Below are 17,834 nucleotides of genomic sequence, written 5' to 3' on the forward strand. Positions count from 1 at the left end.
GGAGAAGACTGCGATGGCCGTGGCCGAGCGCTTCGACCGGGCGCTCAACAACATGTCACAGGGTCTCTGCTTCTTCGACGAGGACCAGTGCCTGATCGTCTGCAACAGGCAGTACCTGGAGATCTACGACCTCGATCCGGACGCCGTCCATCCGGGCATGAAGCTGAACGACATCGTCGATCTGCGCTATGCCGTGGGCAGCGCCCCCAGGATGTCCAAGGAAGACTATCTGGTCTGGCGTAACAGTTCTCCCGTCATCACCGAGGATTCGGACACCACGGTCGAACTGACAAACGGCCGCATCGTGCGCATCCGGCATCGCCCAATGCCCGGCAACGGCTGGGTCGCGACCCATGAGGACATCACCGAGCAGCACCGCACCGAAACGGCACTTGCGCAAGCTAAGGCTGCAGCCGAGCAGGCGGAAGCGAGCGCTCGAGCCGCCCACGCCCATCTGACCAACGCGCTGGACGTCGTTCCCGAGGCGCTTGCCATCTTCGACAAGGACGATCAGCTGATCCTCTGGAATCGGCGCTACGCGGAGCTCTATTGCATCAGCGGCAGTGCCCTCACCGTCGGCACGCCGTTCGAGGCGCTCATCCGGACGGGTCTGGAGGCCGGGCAGTATCCAGAGGCGATCGGCCGGGAGGCCGAGTGGCTCACCGAACGCCTCGCCCGGCATGCGCTGCCTCGCCACTCGCATGAGCAGCGTTTGCCCGGCGATCGATGGGTTCGGATCGAAGAACGGCGCACCGCGGACGGCGGCAGCATCGGCATCCGGATCGACATCACCGACCTGAAGCGGCGGGAAGCATCCTTCCGACTTCTCTTCGAGGAGAACCCGCTTCCGATGTGGGTCGCCGATGCGAACACCCGCCAACTGATCGCGGTGAACGGCGCCATGTGCCGTCACTACGGTTACCCCCGCGAAGCTCTCCTTACCATGATCGAGGGGCAACTTCAGTGCGGGGAAGCTGACAGCGCGGAAAGTGACTTCGAACTGCACAGAACGGCCGACGGCGAGCCCATCCAGGTCGTCATCGAATCCCGGCCTCTCGTCTATGGCGAACGGGCAGCGCACGTTTCCGTCGCCTTCGACGTGACGGACAGGAACCGGGCCCAGGAGAAGATCAGCTATCTGGCGCGACACGATGCCCTGACGGAGTTGCCCAACAGAACGGCCCTGGATGAACACCTTGGATCCGCAATCGAACGAGCGCGGATCACCGACAGCCCCTTCGCCGTGCTCTGCATCGATCTCGATCATTTCAAGGAGATCAACGATCTTTTCGGCCACGCCGTCGGCGACGCCGTGCTGCGGGAGACCTCAAGACGCCTGAAGGAGGTGGCGGAAGGGGCCTACGTCGCGCGCGTCGGCGGCGACGAGTTCATCGGCATCGTCGATCGGCCTCCTTTACCCGGAGCCGCAGAACTGCTGGCCACGCGCATGCGCACCCAGTTCGAGCGGCCGATCGAGATCGACGGTCACGCGCTGAAGATCGATCTCTGCGTCGGAATAGCCCTCTATCCACGGGATGCCAACGACGCGGTCTCGCTGCTGGCGAACGCCGATGCCGCCCTCTACCGCGCAAAGCATGAAGGGCGGGGTGCCATCCGCCTGTTCACCAGCGCCATGGACAAGCAATTGCGAGAGCGGCGGGCGCTGGACCACGATCTGCGGGCGGCCGTCGAGCGAGGAGAGCTCTTTCTGGAATATCAGCCGCAGCAGCACCGGGACGGCACGCTGAAGGCCTATGAGGCGCTGGTCCGCTGGCGTCATCCTCTTCGCGGCATCATTCCGCCCGGGGAGTTCATTCCGGTCGCCGAGCAGAGCGGCTCGATCGCGCAGATCGACGACTGGGTCCTGATGGAGGCGTGCAGGGAGGCGGCGTCCTGGACCGAACCTCTCAGGATCGCCGTCAACGTCTCGGCGGCGCAATTCCGTCGGGAGAATCTCGATGCGCATGTCCGCAAGGCGCTGCGCGAGAGCGGCCTGGCGCCCTCGCGGGTCGAGCTTGAGATCACCGAAGGAGTGCTGATCGAGGACATCGCGCGCGCCAAGAATACGATGCAGTCGCTCAAGGCGCTCGGGGTTCAAATCGCTCTGGACGACTTCGGCACGGGATACTCCTCGCTGTCGTACCTGGAGGCGTTTCCCCTCGACCGGATCAAGATCGACCGGTCCTTCGTAATGGCGCTCGGCCAAAGTGATCGCTCGCTCGCCATCGTCCGGGCCGTCATCGGCCTTGCCCATGGTCTCGGGCTTCCGGTACTCGCTGAAGGAATCGAGACCGACGCCCAGATGTCTCTTCTGCTGAAGGAAGGTTGCGACGAGATGCAGGGCTATCTGATCGGCCGCCCCCGAAGCCTTCTTGCCGCCAAGGACGATAAGGAGTCCCGTTTGCGCGCGGTCTCCTAAGACCTTTGGCCGGCTATTGAGCGCGTGGCAGCTGCACGCTCGCGACCGAAGTCAGATCTCGGCCCGCCTACTGATGGACGTGCAGTATTGACGGGATGGGAAGCTCCCATGTCCTTCAGGAAACGGGCGAACTCATGTTCCGGTTTGGTGTCCCGCCTCCGCCTCTCTAAGCTCGGGTTCAGGTGCGCGGACTGGGTTGGGGGGCGGAGCTGCCTGCGGCGTCGAAGGCTGCTGTGCGTCTTCCTGTTTCAGTGCCGCGGGCTGCGCCCCGATTGCAGCGATCCAAACCTCGCCAGATGATTTTTGAACCCGCCAAATTCCCTCCTCTGTCGCCAACGCTGCGCTTGTTGCGGTGAGAACCAATGCAAATGCCACCGCACCAAGCAGTCCTCTTTTGAGCCCCATCCGAAATTCCTCGCTCCAAGATGCCGCGGCGTTGACGTTCCGACGATGTCTTATTGAGCGATTAACCGTTAGGTTCTGCCGATACACACGCCTCTAAAGCTTCGCGAAATGGGTTAGGGGAGTCGTCTAGGATTAAGCTGTGTGCACTTTTGCACCGAGCGCACGCAGCAATCGTACCCATATCACGCATCAGCTGAATCGGATATCGCTGATGCTCGCGAGATCCTACGGTGAAGAGACTTTGACTGCCCCGCCACCCTTATCTTGCGGTTTGAGCCGTCTACATGAGCCCGCTCTTAACATGAAATCCACCTACCCCCTGTTGAAGAAGTGGACAACGGAACAGCACGAGCGGCTGGTCACCATGGCAGAGGCGGGATGGCGACCGAGCCAGATCTCCGCAGAACTGAACAGGAGTGAGGCCGCGATAAGGGTTCGGGCTTGGCAGTACGGCATTGTGCTGCGGTTGGTCACGACAAAGCGCATCAAGTGAGGAGCTTGCCACCTCGCCCGCGAAGTTAATCCAGAACCTAATAAATGTTAACGCGGTCTCAGCGGTCCGCTCGTCCCAAACCGGGAGGTGCTTAAGTCGCGGCGCTTGCGGAACTCTATCGGCGATGCATCGTTCCTTTGATAGCTCGGCAGTACCGAGCCCGAACTGTGGGTGTACTGCCCCGGACGCTGATCCCCCAGCGCCGGGGTTTTTTATGCCGCGGAGCCGACAAGTGCAGCCCTGCTGAACGTTCATGAGCCGTAAAGCACGCGCATGAACATCACCACGCCAATGTTCAAAACTGGACATGAGACAGACCGAGCGAGATCTACGATTGCGCCGCGACGGTTGGATTCGCCTCCGTTCCGAAGCGACAGCAGCCTCAGCTCATCACCCTTCCTGGAGCACGCCGCAGGATTAATGGCTCTTCGTGACTTGGTAGCATCGCGGAGGCCTCTTGGTGACCCACCTTCGCGGACTGCGCCGAGGCTCCTACTGGGCACCAATGTTCTAAAGCAAGATAGTTTGAGCCTGGTGCGCGTTTAGCAACCTTGCGTACAGAGCCGCGTTGCTCAATGCACTGCCGGGTGACAACCGGACTCAATGGGGATGTTGGACGCGGAGCATTTTTCCGGTTTCTGCCCACGACATCAACGCATCGGTACGCGCTGACAACTATGTGCACCCTCTATGAATGAAGGCCATGGCCCGCTTCTATTTCCATCTCGTGGGCGATACGCCTGCTCATGATGTCCTCGGCCAGGATTGCGCGGATAACCGCGAGGCGCGGATCCACGCCAAGGCACTGGCGCGCGCTCTCGCGACCGAAAAGCCCCATTTGGTGCGAGATGGAAATTCGATTGCAATTGTTACGGAGGGCGGCCAGGAGATCGACCGGATTGTTCTGGCTTCGAGTAGCTTCTAGATCGTCGGAGTATGAGCGGCGCCTCTACCCGTGAGCGCGCCATGCTTCGATGAGCGGGCGAAACTCACCCATCCTAATTTGCGTTCGGACGCTTTCAAGGAGGAAGGTGGCAGTCGCGTCGGGCCGCGAGATCTCTCCGGACTTCGCGAGAATGCCCCAGGCAATATCGAAGGATTGAACGACGACACTAGACATGTGCATGACCGGGAAACAGGCAACTCTCCGCAGTTCCTGTGAAATTGAAACGTGTCGCGATGTTAATCTCGGAACTTCACATTTGTGGGCGCGCAAAGGCTGCACACAGTAGAAGGTCTCGAGTAGCGCGCTGGTGTATGCGAGTTGGTGCGCTCTCGGCCCCGGTGCCTCTACTCCTCACCAGCCCCAGAGTACCTGGGCTGCTCGACTGTGGGCAGGCTCTAACGCAGCAGCTCGTCGAACGTCGGTATCCGAAAGCCCGGCTGTGCTTCGGCGGGGAATAAGGGCTCTGACGCCGATTGACAGGGTTACTCCCTTCGGCGACCAAGCCCCACTCCCCCGTTTCGTTCCTAAGAGTGAAAACCCCACATCGTTGCCGATGTTGGGCAATAGCGTTAGGCGCTGTGCGTTATCGTTTTGCGGGCGGGCCGCTTTTGTTTCCTGGCAGGCCTTTTACGTTCGCCGGATCTTGTTCCTGCACCGAGAGGTTCTGCGACGCGGAGCCAACCGTACCCTGTTGCGAGGGACCGTTCTTGCCGCCAGGCGCTCCGCTAATCCCGACTCCAGAATTCTGGGCGCTTGGAGCTGTTGAAACCGTGCCAGCTGTATCCGATCGATTGGCATCGCCTGGCATATGCGAAGCCGAGCCGGGCTTGTCCTGTTCACCGACGTAGCCCGAGGCGCCCGAGTTTTGTGTCTTGATGCCCTTATCCGCCTCGTCCTGGAGGCTCCGCGATGGCGTCGCCTGTTGAGCAAGGGCTCCTGTCACACTGGAGATCGCCACGAGTGCTGCGAGTGCTAATAGCCGCATGATGGAAGGTCCTCCGTAGGTTGTTATTGTCATCAACGTGCGGGAAACGCGACGTTTCCCAAGCAGGGGCAAAAATAAGCCGGCCGTTTATTAAAGCGGAATCGCAAAACCGAGCGAGGACAAAAACCTTCAAGGCGGAACTGCACGCCCGAAAGACCATTGTTTCAGGCGCATGGGCGCATCGAGTGCCAAATTATGCAAAACTTTGCCAACGCGGCGTTTTCCCCAGATACGGTCGAGGCTATGACCGCCGCTCTGCGCGCTGCCTTGGCTACGCTGCCGGAGCCAGTCCATTCGGCGCACGTCAACATTCTTGCTGAATCAATCCTGCGCACGGCCAAGAGTGGAGAGCGAGACATCGTGATTCTGCAGAGAATAGCGCTTATGGAATTACAGCTGACGGGTCGGGCGTAGCCTTCCCGCAAGCAACTCCCGCAGGCGGAATGCAGTCTTCGATCTCACCGGCGTGCTTGTCATTGAGGCGGCCACTGAACCCCCGGTCGACGGCGCGCTAATCGCGTACAGCCTCAAGCAAACGCTCAGCTTGAAACGGCTTTGGCAGGAAAACGGTATCGCGCGGCAGTGACCCTAGGCGATCGCCGGACATCACAACGATATTCAGGTGTGGATGTTTCGAACGAGCGTAGGCTGCAAGCTCGGTGCCTTTCATCACGCCGGCCAGATTTTGATCGACGATCAGCGCCTGCAAATCGACGCCGGTCGGCGTCACAATGACCTCGCCCGCTTCGGCCGTCGTGCATTCGACGACTTCGAAACCTTCGCCTCTCAGGATGTCGGCAACAAAGCTCTCCTTGCAGAGAGTCGTCCTCGACCAGCAGCGTGACAAAATTCGACATCGCTTGCATCACCCTATTTGCTGGATAATGCGCAGAAACTCTTTGGTTCATCGCTGGCAGCGTAGAAAGCACTGAACCAGGCCCGGCCATTCAGTATTTGCTACACAATCAGATCGTGAGCCGCATGAAGATCGACGTGCCAGGAGTAGTCATGGTGCGTATCTGGCGGCCCCTCGGGCGCAATAGCATGCCGACCATCTCCATGAGCTTTTCCATTTCCGAGGCTCAATTGCTGAAGGTCATACATGTCTGACGACGTATTATCGGCGCCAGTTTTAAAATGAAAGGAATCGCCAAGTTTAGTGGCAATCACTGATGTGGCCCGCTCTGCCTTGTCGGAAGAAGGTCCGCCCTCGTTCTTTAATCCCGAATGTGCGTCGCTGGCAGAATTTTCGGGCGCCATTGGCATATCGTGCTGCGGTTTGCCACTATTGAAATCACCTGCCTGCGGATGCTGTCCGTGTTGCTTGCCGGCCGCAGAGCGATCTTCGAAATTCTGAAAATCGCCGTGCGCCTGTCCGTGATTGGAATCTTCTGTTGGGATCTCATTCTTAGCGTGCCCCTTGGCGGCTCCGGATGTGTGGCCGGATTCATGCACGGCTTTCTGCGATTGACCGTGAGTTAAACTGTCTGCAGCGGCCTCATTCTTGGCGTGTCCCTTTGCAGCTCCGGAAGTGTGTTCGGACTCTTGCACGGCTTTCTGCGAATGACCGTGATTTAAACTGTCTACTGCATCCTCATTCTTGACGTGCCCCTTGGCGGCTCCGGAGGTATGGTCGGACTCATGCAGGGCTTTCTGCGATTGACCGTGATTTAAATCGTCTCGCGGGGCCTCAAGCTTCGCGGCTTCCGAGTTGTTGTCGGGAGTGCACAAATCAGATTGCGAGCGACCCTGATCAATTTCCCGGCCTGTCTGCGTGGCGTCACGTTCCGCGGCTTCCTGCGCCGCTACCGCAACAAAATCAATTGCCCCGGAACCTAGATGAATAGCGTTTTCTCGGCCACTGCCGCCATCTTCCGCATGGGCGTTGCCGACATAAAGCTCGCTGTGGTCTGTGGCGGTTATATCGCCTTGGGCGAACTCGAATGCAAACGCCTCACCGTACACCGCCATACTGCCAAAATTTGCGAAGCCAGGAAGCGCGGATGCTGATCCGTTGACGACGCTTGCGGTAGATGAATTTACGATGCCATCGCCGAAATCGAACGCCTGCACGGCATGGTTGGCACCATCGAGCTCGTAGATCAAGGCGGCGAAAGCCGCAACCATGAAGATGCTGTAGCTGCTCGAACCCGGCCTCGGCGCGTTGAGTGCTGCCTGGGCAAATACGCTCGCAGCAATCTCGGCCACGGGGTCGACGAGCTTGCCAGTCGGCGACGAGGTCACCGCTGCGACGCCGGCGCGGTCCTTGCTCGCGCTTCTGCCCGGGGGGCCACCTGATACTGCTTCCTTGCGGCCGATCTTAAAGGTAACGATCTCCGCGCGGCCGTCTTCGGCCATGACCGTGAAACTTTCGGTTGCGGCATGACCGGGCGAATCGTCCAACGCTGCCAGGAGCGCAGCTGTCAAGATACTCATCGCGCCATAACGGCGCGACAGCGCCAGCGCGGCGAGCTCAGTCCGGTTGTTAATTCCAAGCTTCTGTCGCGCGTGGTCGATGTGAATCCTGACGATCTCCAGAGAGACACCCAGGACCCGACCAATTTCACTGTCCGACAAACCTTCGGCGACGAGATCCATGATCGTCCGCTCGTTGACGGTCAAAACCGCCTGAACGTTATCGCCGAACGATTCAATTCCATTAGCTTCGTTACCGACCCTCGCCAGGTCTGATCCCGCTTTTTCTAGCCTTAGGGACTGAACCAGCGCCTCTGGTTTGGCGTTCATCGGAATCGCGCCGCAAGCACCCGTCGCAAGTGCACTGGCGAGATCGCCGCAGGCGACGGTAGCAGTGAAAAACACCAGCCGGGAGGAGAGACCTTCGACGTCCGCGATGGCAAGGATGTCGGAGGCGGTTACATCGGTGAATCCGTCCTCCAGCAACACCACATCTGGGGTCACACTGCGTATGGCCGCAAGACAACTTGCTCCATCAAGACAGCATGCAACTACTTCGAAATCGGGCTGGGCGCCCAGTAGCGATGCAAAACCCTGGAGAACAATCGGACGTCGATCTGCTATCACCAGTCGAACGCGACGCATGGGCTTCCTTCGCTCGGCCTCGCACAAAGCATGACAAGCAAATTAAGTCCGCTCGACTGATTGCGTTCCTAATTGTGAAATGGATTCGTACGGACAGTTTGACGATGAGGTCGTTCAGTAGTGACGGCTCCAAATGGATTGCCTCTTATCCGTCCGTCAGAGGTTACCGCTCCGCGGAGATGCAACTTGAAGCGATCTCTGTACCCCCGCATTTGCGATCAAGGATGGAAGCGCGTTTCGTAGAATTTCTAATGCGCTTATGGCCGAAAAACGGGCCCCAACCGTTTCTTCAGCGGTGCAAATCGATCTCGACTGCAATCCGGACGAGATCGGAGTGATTCTTTGCGCCGAGCTTCGACTTCAGCACGGAGGTCGTGTTGGCAACGGTTTTATATGAAATGCCGAGTTCGGACGCGACTTCTGAGATGCGGCCGCCGCGACCCAAAAGCCTCAGGATCTCGAGTTCGCGTGGGCTCATCTGTGTCAAGGGACTAGCCTTGACCGCCGCTCCCGCGAAGGTCGTCGTCTCTGCCAAACGCGGTGAGACGAAGCGCTCACCGGCTGCAACCTTCCGAATGGCCGTGGCCAAAAGCCGGGGATCATCGCTTTTTGAGACATATCCTTGAATGCCCATCTCAACAGCGCGCACCACAAACGCCGGATCTTCGCTCACGCTGAGCATGACTATTTTAGCGGCCGGATCATCCCTGCGGATTCGCCGGGCCAACTCGAAGCCAGTAACGTCTGGAAGCCTCGCGTCAACCACGGTGACATCGGGATGCTTCTGCAAGTACGTACGATGGCCGTCCTTTGCATCGGAAGCCTCCAGGATCTCAACGGAGGGGTCCGACTCAAACAAGGCTCGGCAGCCGATCACGACAACGGGATGGTCGTCGACGATCAGTACCCGCATGTCGATCTGGTCTGTATTAGCACGTTGTTACTTCCTCAACTGTGGAGAGGTCGCGAGCACTGTAATGTTCAAGTATCTGAACGGACTTCTCGCGAGCCGACCGAAGAAGCCGCAAATTGCAGAAGATCTGGGCAGCTCGTTCCTTTCGGCCCAGCCCGCATCCGACGCGCTCGGCAATTGCATTCCGACCGGCGTCTCGCTTTCGAGCGGACCAGCTGGAAGGCTCTTCGGGACATCCCGGGACAGGAAAGTATCTAAGCGGCACATGAAGAGAGTTTGGCTGGTTGGATCGGCTCTGTCGCGAACTTTCGACGGAACGAAATCCTGTCCGACAGGAACCGCCGTTCAGATGGAGCGGCCGTCACCAAGGGACGGCCGCTTGAATGAGGATTGCCGTTACCGTGTCTGCGGCTCGAGCGTTACCGTGCAGTCGCTTTGCCCTTGGGTCGCGACCACGACATCGCCGGAGGGAGCTCCCAAAGCGATCGGCCCTGACGAACCGCCGCCTGGAAGCTGGACGGTCACGCTCAACGAATCGGAGCGGGCGCTGGAACCGACCGTCGAAGGCTCGACCTCGACGACGTTTCCTGATGCATCACGACGCATGATCTTGCAATTCACGTTGCCGCCGGCCACCGTCGTGCTTGCTCCGCTGGACTGCGATCCTCCGTTCATTTCGGCGCGCGCGCGTGAGGGGTCGCGAGGCACCTGGCTGACGATCCGATGCGTGCCGGGCTCTACGATGACGATGTCGTCGTCCGTGGTGAAGTATTCGTAGTCGCGATACTCCGGTTCGATCGACACGACTTCGGGCGGAAGCCGATTCAGGCGGACACGCTCGGGCACCGCCTCGCCGACCCGGATCGAGATGTTCAGATCGCGTTCCGGTGCGGCCAGCCTTTCACGACTGAACGTTTCCGACAAGCGCACCTGCTTTTCCGGCGTGGTCCGGGCCTGCCGATCGCCCTGCACTCCGTTTTCCCGAGTGGCTTGGTTGGTCTGAGCGCCGCCCGCTGGCGAAGTGTTTTGCGCATTGCCGGTCGAGGCGGGGCGGTTCGTATCCGTCGCAGTCGACGGGCGGCTTTGCTGTTCGGAGGGCTGCTTCTCCGCAGAATTCCGGGTCGGCCGGTTCCGCTCGCTCTGGTTCGCCGCGCCCGCCCGCTCCTTCTGCTGGCCGGCGGCTCCGCTCTTGGATTTCTCCGTCTCTGCTGCGGATTTCTGAGTCGGGGAGTTCTCCCTCGTCTCGGCGCTGGACTTGCTGTCTTCGCGACCCTGCTTCGCCCTCTCGGCGTCACGTTTCGGTTCACGCGACTCCCGAGAATCCCTGGCCTGTTCGCTGCCTTTGGGCAGATTGTGCTCCGCCGTGTCGGGACGGCCCTGCTCCTCGCGGCCCTGCGCGCGTTCGCCGCGCGACTGCGCGCTCGGCTGACGCTCTTGGGTCGATTCTTGGCCGCGTTGCACGGCACCCTTGGCGGGTTCTTCGGCGCGCCTCGGTTCTTCTTTTCGATCGCTCGACGACTGAGCGTAAGCGAGACCGGACGACAGCATGAGCCCGATGGCCGCGGTGGAGAGCAACAGATTTCTACGCATTCTCGACTCCTTCGACGTTCGAAAAACGACCGGGGCGAACGTTCCAAAAGTCGCGATGTTCCATTCGGGAAATTGTGGCAGTTGCCTCTTGATGTGAGGAAAGCTCCCATATCCCCGGCATAGCTCAAGGTCTCTGTTTTCGATCGGAACTCTCTAGGAAAGCGACCACTGTACCTTTCGCCACGCGTGCGGCGACCCGCTCCGCATCCCAGTTCGTCAAGCGGACGCATCCATGGGATTCCGCCTTCGAAACCTTGCCCGGCGTCGGTGTGCCGTGGATCCCGTATCCTTCGGCGGAAAGGTTGATCCACATCGTGCCCACCGGGTTGTTGGGACCTGGCCTGATGGTGAAAGGTTTTCGGGAGCGGACGCCTTTAAAATGATAGTCCGGATTGTACCGGTAGGTCGGGTTCTTATCGATCTCGGTCACCTTCAAGGTCCCGGTCGGCGAGGGCTTCTCTTCGCTTCCAACCGTTGCCGGGTAGAAGCCGATCAGCGCATTCGACCTGTCGAACAGCTTCACCGTCTGACGGCTTTTGTCGACTTCGACCCTGTCCGCTTTCGAGGACGCCTCGGCTTCTTCACCGCCGACATCTACGACGACAATGGTCTCTCCGACACGGTCGAAGCGACGTCCGGGATTGAGCGCCGACAGTAGTTCCTCGTTCATATGGAATTTCTCGGCCAATGCTTCTCGCGGGCTGGTGAAGCCGAGATTCGGCAGGTCCTTCATTTCCTCCATCTTTGAAGGGAGTTTTTTCAGAAACGGCCCGGCGATATCCTGCTGCGTGATGGTGTAATTTGCCGTGACCCGCCGATCATCGGGGTGGAGTGCGTTCCAGACGTCATCAGTCGGAATGTCCGAGCTTGACAGCTGGTGCGCTTCCGCGAAGGCCCTCAGCGCCTTCTTGGCGTTTTCGCCGAACCTTCCGTCGATCTCGCCTGGCGAAAATTTGGCCCGGTCGAGCAGCACCTGCAGGCGAACCCCCGCCGGCGTCGGCTTTGTGTTCGATAAGGTCTTGTTCGTCGGTTCGGCAGCATCGATGGCGGCGGACCCCATCTCGGCACTCCACGCCGGCCGGGCCACGACCATCAGCAGCACGGCAACCAGCTTGGCTTTTTTGAACCACATGGCCCTACCTTTTCATGGCTTTGATGAGTCCGGATCCTCGCGAAAACGGGCTTCCTTGGCGCTCGATGCGGCGATCAGATTGCGGTATGCGCGTTCATAATCTCGCGCCATTCGGCCTGCCGCGAACTGCGCTTCGAAGCGGGCGCGCACCGTGCGCCGGTCCAGACGGCCAAGGTCACCAACCGCCCTTACCGCTTGGTCTTCGTTTTCGACGATGAAACCCGTCACGCCGTCCTCGACGACTTCGGGCACGGACCCGGATCGGTAGGCGATCACGGGAGTTCCGCAGGCCATCGCCTCGATCATGACGAGACCGAAAGGCTCTGGCCAATCGATCGGAAACAGGAGGGCCGCGGCGTCGGCGAGGAACGGCTGCTTTTTGGCGTCGTTCACTTCTCCCACAAGTTGGACCGCGCGGCCGTCGATGTGCGGTTCGAGGCTCTTTTTGAAGTATCCGGTCTCGCCACGTGGGATCTTGGCGGCGATGCGCAGCGGGCGCCCGGTCGCCCGCGCGATCCGGATCGCATCCTCAGGGCCTTTCTCCTTGGTGAGGCGGCCGAGGAAGGCGAGATAGGATCCAGGGCTGAAAGACGGCTTGAACAGGTTGGACGGTAGGCCATGCCTAATGGTGGCAATCCAGTTCGCTTCTGGGAGCGGCACGCGTTGATTGTCCGATATCGAGACGAAACCGGCCCCGGGAAATTGTCTTACGACGTCGGCAAGGCCCGGAAGGTCCAACCGCCCATGCATCGTTGTCAGAAAGGGGACATCAAGACGGCTCAGCAGCGGAAGCGGCAGCCAATCGATGTGCGCGTGGATCACGTCGAAATCCTTTGCGTGCTTGGCGATGGCTTCCAGCAGCACCGCGCTAGCCGCGTTGGGATCGACGCCCTGACGCCCCAAGCGCAGAGCGTGCGGCCATACCGGATGGAGCCGGCCCTTCGTCCTGGAATCGCCGCTCGCAAAGAGTGTAACGTCGTGTCCGAGCTCGACCAGTTCGTCCACCAACCAAGCCACGACCCGCTCGGTGCCTCCGTAGAGCTTGGGAGGAACGCTCTCGGCAAGGGGGGCCAGCTGAGCTATGCGCATGAATGCCCCTAAACCGGAAAAAACGATCGGAGCAGCAGCACGACGGCAATCGATAATAGTTCGGAGATTGCTAGGAGCGTCCACTCCGGTCGGGCGGTGCCCTCGGCAATTCGCTTGGCGAAGGTCTCCATGAGCCTCAACATTCGTCTGGGAGACGGTCGAGGTACGCAAGGCCGAACCCGGTGAGTTCGTCGACCTCGTTTACGCGCGCCTCGCACCTTCCTTGAAGATGACGTTCCATCAAACAGCGACGGCTGTCAGCAGCATCGATGTCGCGATGTTTCGCTCTATAGAGGGACCACACGGTATCCACGGCTTTTTTCAGCGGGATGTCGTCGACCATCTTCCGGCTCCGTCAAACACTGGTCGACGGCAACTCCTGCCACGGCCAAGGTTTCCACTTTTTCCCGGAAAACTAATGGGCGAGACGAGATTGCGTAGAAGCCAGGTTCAATGATGGAAGTCGCCCTCGTCGCCGAAGCTTAATCCCATCATGCCGAGGACGCGCGGCTCAGAAGCTGCGATCGCTCCAGTTGAGGGGACGTCTCTTGAAGAAGAATGCTAAGAATGCGTCCTGGACCGCTCAAAGATTGGCTGCCGTTACCAGGAAACTCCAATCGAGTTCGACATTCTCCCTCCGAAGCCCTTCTTGACGCATAGGACGACGATCGTGCAGGTATTGATCTCGATGATCATCGAGTGGTCATATGGGGCTGCTGATCCCTGTTTGCTGCGGACGCTTCCGTCCCGATTCGGAAGCGTCCGCAGCAAATACCGGCTATCTTGGCTTTTTGCAGGAAGCATTCCGACGTGACCGTGATCGACACTGGTCTTCCGATCGATCCGGACCCGAACTGGCGCAGCGGCGCGGGAGAGCGCTTCATCTCCTCTCGCCTTTGGGAGCAGACCGTTGCTTCTCTGACATCTGTTGGAGCGAGGTCGCCGGATCGCGGAAGTCACCTCAGAACTCGGCGTTTCCTACAAGACGGCGGCCAATTCGACGTCCATGCTCAAAACCAAACTCGGCGCTAGTTTCCTGAACCAAAAGTTCGTGGCATTTTAGACCTTCGCGGGCGAGTTGTAAGCGCAGAAGCGTTCGATTGAGCGGAGAATGTCGTCGGCTGATTTGGTCCAACGGAACGGCCGTGGGTCTGCGTTGTGAAGTTCGATGAAGGACGTAATCTCGGCCCGTAGCGCCGCTACGCTGCGATAGATGCCGCGCCTGATCTTGCGCTCTGTGATGAGGGCAAAGAAGCGTTCGACCTGATTGGGCCAGGACGCACTTGTAGGCGTCAGATGCACGTGCCAGCGCGCCTCTTTGCCAGCCAGTTGCGGATTAGCAGCGTCTTGTGGGTTGCGTAATTATCCATGACGAGATGGACGTCCAGATCGCCCGGAACAACGGCTTCGAATCGAGAAATTTGCGGAACTCTTTGGCGTGATGGCGTCCATAGCACTTGCCGATGACCCGCCCTGTTGCAATGTCGAGCGCGGCAAACAACGAGGTGACGCCGTGCCGCTTGTAGTCGTGACTGTGTCGCGCCGCCTGATTAGGTCGCATCGGGAACATGGGTTGGCTGCGGTCCAGCGCCTAGATCTGCGACTTCTCGTCGGCGCACAGCACGATAGCAGGCTCGGGCGGAGCCACGTAGAGGCCGACGACGTCACGCACCTTGGCGACGAAGTCGCGGTCGGTTGAGAGTTTGAAGGTCTCCAACCGATGCGGCTGCAGGCCAAAGGCACGCCATATCCGCTGGACTGTTGAGACTGATAGCCCACTGGCCCGCGCCATACCCCGCGAACTCCAGTGGGTAGCGTCAGGCGACTTCGTCTTAAGGGTGCGGACAATTACCGCTTCGATCCGGGCATCCTCGATCGTGCGCGGCGTTCCCGATCGCGGCTCGTCCCAAAGACCTTCAGGCCGATGCTCGGCGAAGCGCCAGCGCCACTTGCCGACCGTGTCCTGATCGATACCCAGGCGGGCCGCAACTACCTTGCTCTGCTCGCCTTCAGCGCAGGCCAAGATGATCCGAGCCCGCTGCGCCAAGCCTTGGGCCGTGCTTCGGCGCGCGGCTAACGACCTCAACTCTGTGAGTTCAACCTCATCCAGTTCCAGCGGAGCAAAGCGTCGACCCATAACCAATCCTCCCCAAAAGGGGAGAGTCCGCCATCTTCGAGTCGATTTGGAGTCCGCTGAACTTCAGATTCAAGACACTAGAAACCATTCGGATCGCCGTGGAGATCGACCTTTACGGCGCGTGAAGAGCGGGCGGACTTCTTCCTGCTACCATTGGATTTCCTTGAATTGCAGTCCACGCTGCAGTAATGCGGCCCGCAGCACCTGCGCTCTCGTCTTGGCCGCCTCTCCGACCAGGCGATACCTGCCGCCCATCGCTCTATCGGCCTCCACCTGATGGCGTATGCTTTCGTACAGACGTAGTATGCTCTGGTCGCTCAGATGCTCGAAGTTCGCTGACGAAGTGGCCGCGGGTGGATTTTGCGCGCCGGTTGATCGAATATCTGACAGTACCTGTTTGAGCGGTTTCTTCTGATCCATGTTGCTTCGCTTCTCTCCAAGCGCCCGTGGCAGAGGCGCACGCGCTGCGGCGCCTCTGTCACGGTGGTTCGTCAACGATAGCGATGCGGGTTGCCGCGGCCCCTGAACCAGCCGTAATGATGCCCGCGTCCGCCATGCCAGCCATGGTGCCCAAGGCCGTGTCCGCCCCCGCGGACTTGGATCACCGTTTCGCCCTGCGGGGCAGATGATGGCGCCATTCCCAACCTTGCCGACGCTGGCCCCGCAAGCGTCACCATCGCACTCAGCACGACAGCCGCAGTCACTCCGATTGCTTTCATATTTCTCTCCTAAAGTTCGTTCCGCCTATCCCGATCACAACCACCTCGTTGCGGGGGGCTCGCCCGCCTTCCACGTTCGTTTCATTCACCATGCGCCAAACAATCCGCGATCTTCTGCAACCAGTCTACGCTCGGGCTCCTTCCGGACTCGGCGTTGGGGGTGGACCGCGTGACGCTGCGGCACTCCTTTTGCCGCCGATATTCGCGACGGTCCGGCCGGCGAAGAGACCTCGTCCGTGGCCATCGCCACCGACCGCCTAAGATTGTCGTCGCGGGGATCCTTCACGAGTGGCGCGGCTGCCACGACGACGGGCGGATGCGCAGTGTTGAACACGATCTTTTCGGGGAGATGCTGCGCCGAGCGGATCCGGATGATGGAGCGGTCGACGTCGATCGGCGCGACGGTCTCGGACGACGGCGGAAGATAGCGATCGGCGACGGAAAGCAGCGCCAGTAGGACGCTCCCGGTGAACAAAAAATATCTAAGCAGAGGCATCATCACCCGCAATCGGCCGCAGCATTAGCGGCTGCGGAATCAACGGGAATTTTCGGCAGTTGTTCCCTCCGAAATGATGGCGCTTTCCTGCTAACTCACTGCTGCTCGCCTGTATGGTCATCGGGAATAAGCGGAACCTCCGGCCCACCATGCCGTTGGCGATGACTACTAAGAGACCATTGGAGGAGAAATCATGAAGAAGCTGATCCTGTGCGGCGCTCTCGCCGCCTTCGCCTTCGCCACCCAGGCCGCCAGCGCCGCCGAATTCTACGTTGTGCGCGATGCATCGACCAAGAAGTGCACCGTCGTGGACACCAAGCCCACGACCACCACCACGACCGTGGTAGGCGACGGCGTTTACAAGACCAAGACCGAAGCGGAGTCAGCCGTGAAGACCACTAAGGTCTGCACCGAGCAGTAATTCCTGAACTCACGTGTGACTTTCGCTCGGACGGCCTGCCCGATGATTGGACAGGCCGTTTGTCTTTTGGGGGTGGAACGCCGCCCGCGCCGCTGAAGCAATCGGGGAGTCTTTCAATTAGGAGGTCTTGGCGCGGGCCCGTTCTCGAGCGGCTTGGCGTCGCTGTTGGCGGTTGGGCCGCCCGAGCCGTACCGAGGCAGCAAGTCGGGGAGCGCCCTCTATTGGTTGCTCGATTACACCAGATTCGCCACGCGTCGCCGAATCGGACGGCCGTGCTTCCTTGATAGCAAGGATCGCGCGCCCCTTCTCGCTGACGCGCCAGCCGCCGTTCAAGCGCTCGATCAATCCTTGCGAGAAGATGTCCAGGTCGGGGACGCGAGCCGCCATGCGCTTGGTCCATTCGATCCAGTCCCTGCCGCTGGTCGCAAGGATCGCCATATCCCGCTTGAGATCGGCCATTGCCGCGAAACCGTCGGGATAGCTCACCGGGGACCCGCTTGCGCCAGGATGATCGCGATGGTCTTGAAGCCCTCGGCGTCGCCAGTCGAACGGACTGCAATGGACACTATAGTTAGTAGAGCGCCATGACGCTGCGGCGAGCCTATCAATGAGCTCAGCCTGGCCGGACAGAATCCTCGACCTCGCAGTTTCCAGATCGGGCCATTCAGCGCAATCCATCTCCGGAAAGGACTGGCGCCGACCGCTCCTGAGCGGCCACTCGATCTCGAGGTGTTGCTCGATAGCGTTGTCGCATCGAAGTCTACCTCACCGTAAAAGGCGATTACGCGCTTGCCCCGCGCTGCTGGACCCCTCCCAGACCTTCTAGCGAGCCGATCGTGGTTGCGGGGCCGAGCTCTTCGGCAAATTCGCGATGGGCCCTCTCTTCGGCCGAACCGTCGATCTCTCCTTTCGGTATCGACCAAGCGCCCTCGTCCATGTTGCGCCAGAATGGACCGCCAGGGTGAACCAGCAGCACCTCGAAGCCGCGCGGTCCACGGCGATAGCCCAATATACCGCGCTCACATTGGC

Annotated in this window: 18 protein-coding genes and 1 pseudogene; 5 read left to right on the top strand and 14 right to left on the bottom strand. The window is 60.0% G+C overall.

Annotation, left to right across the window (positions count from 1 at the left end; all coding sequences use genetic code 11):
* Positions 1 to 13 precede the first annotated feature (13 nt).
* From L6637_RS32495 to L6637_RS32505, 3 genes are all read left to right on the top strand, one after another.
* Positions 14 to 2,419, top strand: a complete 2,406-nt coding sequence (locus L6637_RS32495; protein ID WP_237873108.1) for an EAL domain-containing protein — start codon at positions 14 to 16, stop codon at positions 2,417 to 2,419.
* 706 nt (positions 2,420 to 3,125) lie between these two features.
* A complete protein-coding gene (locus L6637_RS32500) occupies positions 3,126 to 3,317 on the top strand; it encodes a hypothetical protein (RefSeq protein WP_128962280.1) in 192 nt (63 codons plus the stop codon).
* 703 nt (positions 3,318 to 4,020) lie between these two features.
* Positions 4,021 to 4,242, top strand: coding sequence for a DUF6894 family protein (locus L6637_RS32505; protein WP_128962281.1), 222 nt, complete (start codon positions 4,021 to 4,023; stop codon positions 4,240 to 4,242).
* Between the two features lie 604 nt (positions 4,243 to 4,846).
* Here the strand turns inward: L6637_RS32505 and L6637_RS32510 are convergent.
* Positions 4,847 to 5,071: a hypothetical protein gene (locus L6637_RS32510; protein WP_377803197.1), complete on the bottom strand. Its 225-nt coding sequence runs from the start codon at positions 5,069 to 5,071 to the stop codon at positions 4,847 to 4,849.
* A gap of 372 nt (positions 5,072 to 5,443) precedes the next feature.
* On the opposite strand from L6637_RS32510, the gene L6637_RS32515 reads away from it, so the two are divergent.
* Positions 5,444 to 5,662 (top strand): hypothetical protein, encoded by a 219-nt coding sequence (locus L6637_RS32515; protein ID WP_128962348.1) that lies wholly within the window; start codon positions 5,444 to 5,446, stop codon positions 5,660 to 5,662.
* Positions 5,663 to 5,759: 97 nt separating this feature from the next.
* Here L6637_RS32515 and L6637_RS32520 read toward each other — a convergent pair whose 3' ends face one another.
* The 11 genes and pseudogenes from L6637_RS32520 to L6637_RS32570 all read right to left on the bottom strand — a co-directional run bounded on the left by L6637_RS32520 (position 5,760) and on the right by L6637_RS32570 (position 16,396).
* Entirely contained in the window at positions 5,760 to 6,095 is a 336-nt protein-coding gene (locus tag L6637_RS32520) for a response regulator (protein WP_237864878.1), read from the bottom strand.
* A gap of 110 nt (positions 6,096 to 6,205) precedes the next feature.
* The gene (locus tag L6637_RS32525) at positions 6,206 to 8,308 is read right to left on the bottom strand and encodes a response regulator transcription factor (protein WP_237873109.1); all 2,103 of its coding nucleotides are present in this window, start codon (positions 8,306 to 8,308) and stop codon (positions 6,206 to 6,208) included.
* A 289-nt stretch (positions 8,309 to 8,597) separates the two neighbouring features.
* Positions 8,598 to 9,221 carry a response regulator transcription factor gene (locus L6637_RS32530; protein WP_237864880.1) on the bottom strand — a complete coding sequence of 208 codons (624 nt, stop codon included), beginning with the start codon at positions 9,219 to 9,221 and terminating at the stop codon, positions 8,598 to 8,600.
* A 396-nt stretch (positions 9,222 to 9,617) separates the two neighbouring features.
* Positions 9,618 to 10,811, bottom strand: coding sequence for a DUF1236 domain-containing protein (locus tag L6637_RS32535; protein WP_237873110.1), 1,194 nt, complete (start codon positions 10,809 to 10,811; stop codon positions 9,618 to 9,620).
* Between the two features lie 124 nt (positions 10,812 to 10,935).
* Positions 10,936 to 11,943: a L,D-transpeptidase family protein gene (locus tag L6637_RS32540; RefSeq protein ID WP_237873111.1), complete on the bottom strand. Its 1,008-nt coding sequence runs from the start codon at positions 11,941 to 11,943 to the stop codon at positions 10,936 to 10,938.
* A 12-nt stretch (positions 11,944 to 11,955) separates the two neighbouring features.
* Complete coding sequence (locus L6637_RS32545) at positions 11,956 to 13,032, bottom strand: glycosyltransferase family 4 protein (RefSeq protein WP_128962288.1); 1,077 nt, start codon at positions 13,030 to 13,032, stop codon at positions 11,956 to 11,958.
* A 136-nt stretch (positions 13,033 to 13,168) separates the two neighbouring features.
* Positions 13,169 to 13,375: a hypothetical protein gene (locus L6637_RS32550; RefSeq protein WP_128962289.1), complete on the bottom strand. Its 207-nt coding sequence runs from the start codon at positions 13,373 to 13,375 to the stop codon at positions 13,169 to 13,171.
* Between the two features lie 716 nt (positions 13,376 to 14,091).
* Positions 14,092 to 15,169: pseudogene (locus L6637_RS32555) on the bottom strand (IS630 family transposase).
* 147 nt (positions 15,170 to 15,316) lie between these two features.
* Complete coding sequence (locus tag L6637_RS32560; protein WP_128962290.1) at positions 15,317 to 15,589, bottom strand: hypothetical protein; 273 nt, start codon at positions 15,587 to 15,589, stop codon at positions 15,317 to 15,319.
* A 71-nt stretch (positions 15,590 to 15,660) separates the two neighbouring features.
* Positions 15,661 to 15,888, bottom strand: coding sequence for a hypothetical protein (locus tag L6637_RS32565; protein WP_128962291.1), 228 nt, complete (start codon positions 15,886 to 15,888; stop codon positions 15,661 to 15,663).
* Positions 15,889 to 15,973: 85 nt separating this feature from the next.
* Positions 15,974 to 16,396, bottom strand: a complete 423-nt coding sequence (locus tag L6637_RS32570; protein WP_377803193.1) for a hypothetical protein — start codon at positions 16,394 to 16,396, stop codon at positions 15,974 to 15,976.
* Positions 16,397 to 16,577: 181 nt separating this feature from the next.
* Here L6637_RS32570 and L6637_RS32575 point away from each other — a divergent pair, with 181 nt between their 5' ends.
* Positions 16,578 to 16,805, top strand: a complete 228-nt coding sequence (locus tag L6637_RS32575; RefSeq protein ID WP_128962293.1) for a hypothetical protein — start codon at positions 16,578 to 16,580, stop codon at positions 16,803 to 16,805.
* 117 nt (positions 16,806 to 16,922) lie between these two features.
* On the opposite strand, the gene L6637_RS32580 is transcribed toward L6637_RS32575, so the two are convergent.
* On the bottom strand, positions 16,923 to 17,264 hold the full coding sequence (locus tag L6637_RS32580) for a hypothetical protein (RefSeq protein WP_237873171.1): 342 nt from the start codon (positions 17,262 to 17,264) through the stop codon (positions 16,923 to 16,925).
* Between the two features lie 322 nt (positions 17,265 to 17,586).
* Positions 17,587 to 17,814, bottom strand: coding sequence for an NUDIX domain-containing protein (locus tag L6637_RS42655; protein ID WP_312016861.1), 228 nt, complete (start codon positions 17,812 to 17,814; stop codon positions 17,587 to 17,589).
* Positions 17,815 to 17,834 lie beyond the last annotated feature (20 nt).

The sequence above is a fragment of the Bradyrhizobium zhengyangense genome (assembly GCF_022012435.1).
GTDB classification, from domain to species: Bacteria; Pseudomonadota; Alphaproteobacteria; order Rhizobiales; family Xanthobacteraceae; genus Bradyrhizobium; species Bradyrhizobium zhengyangense.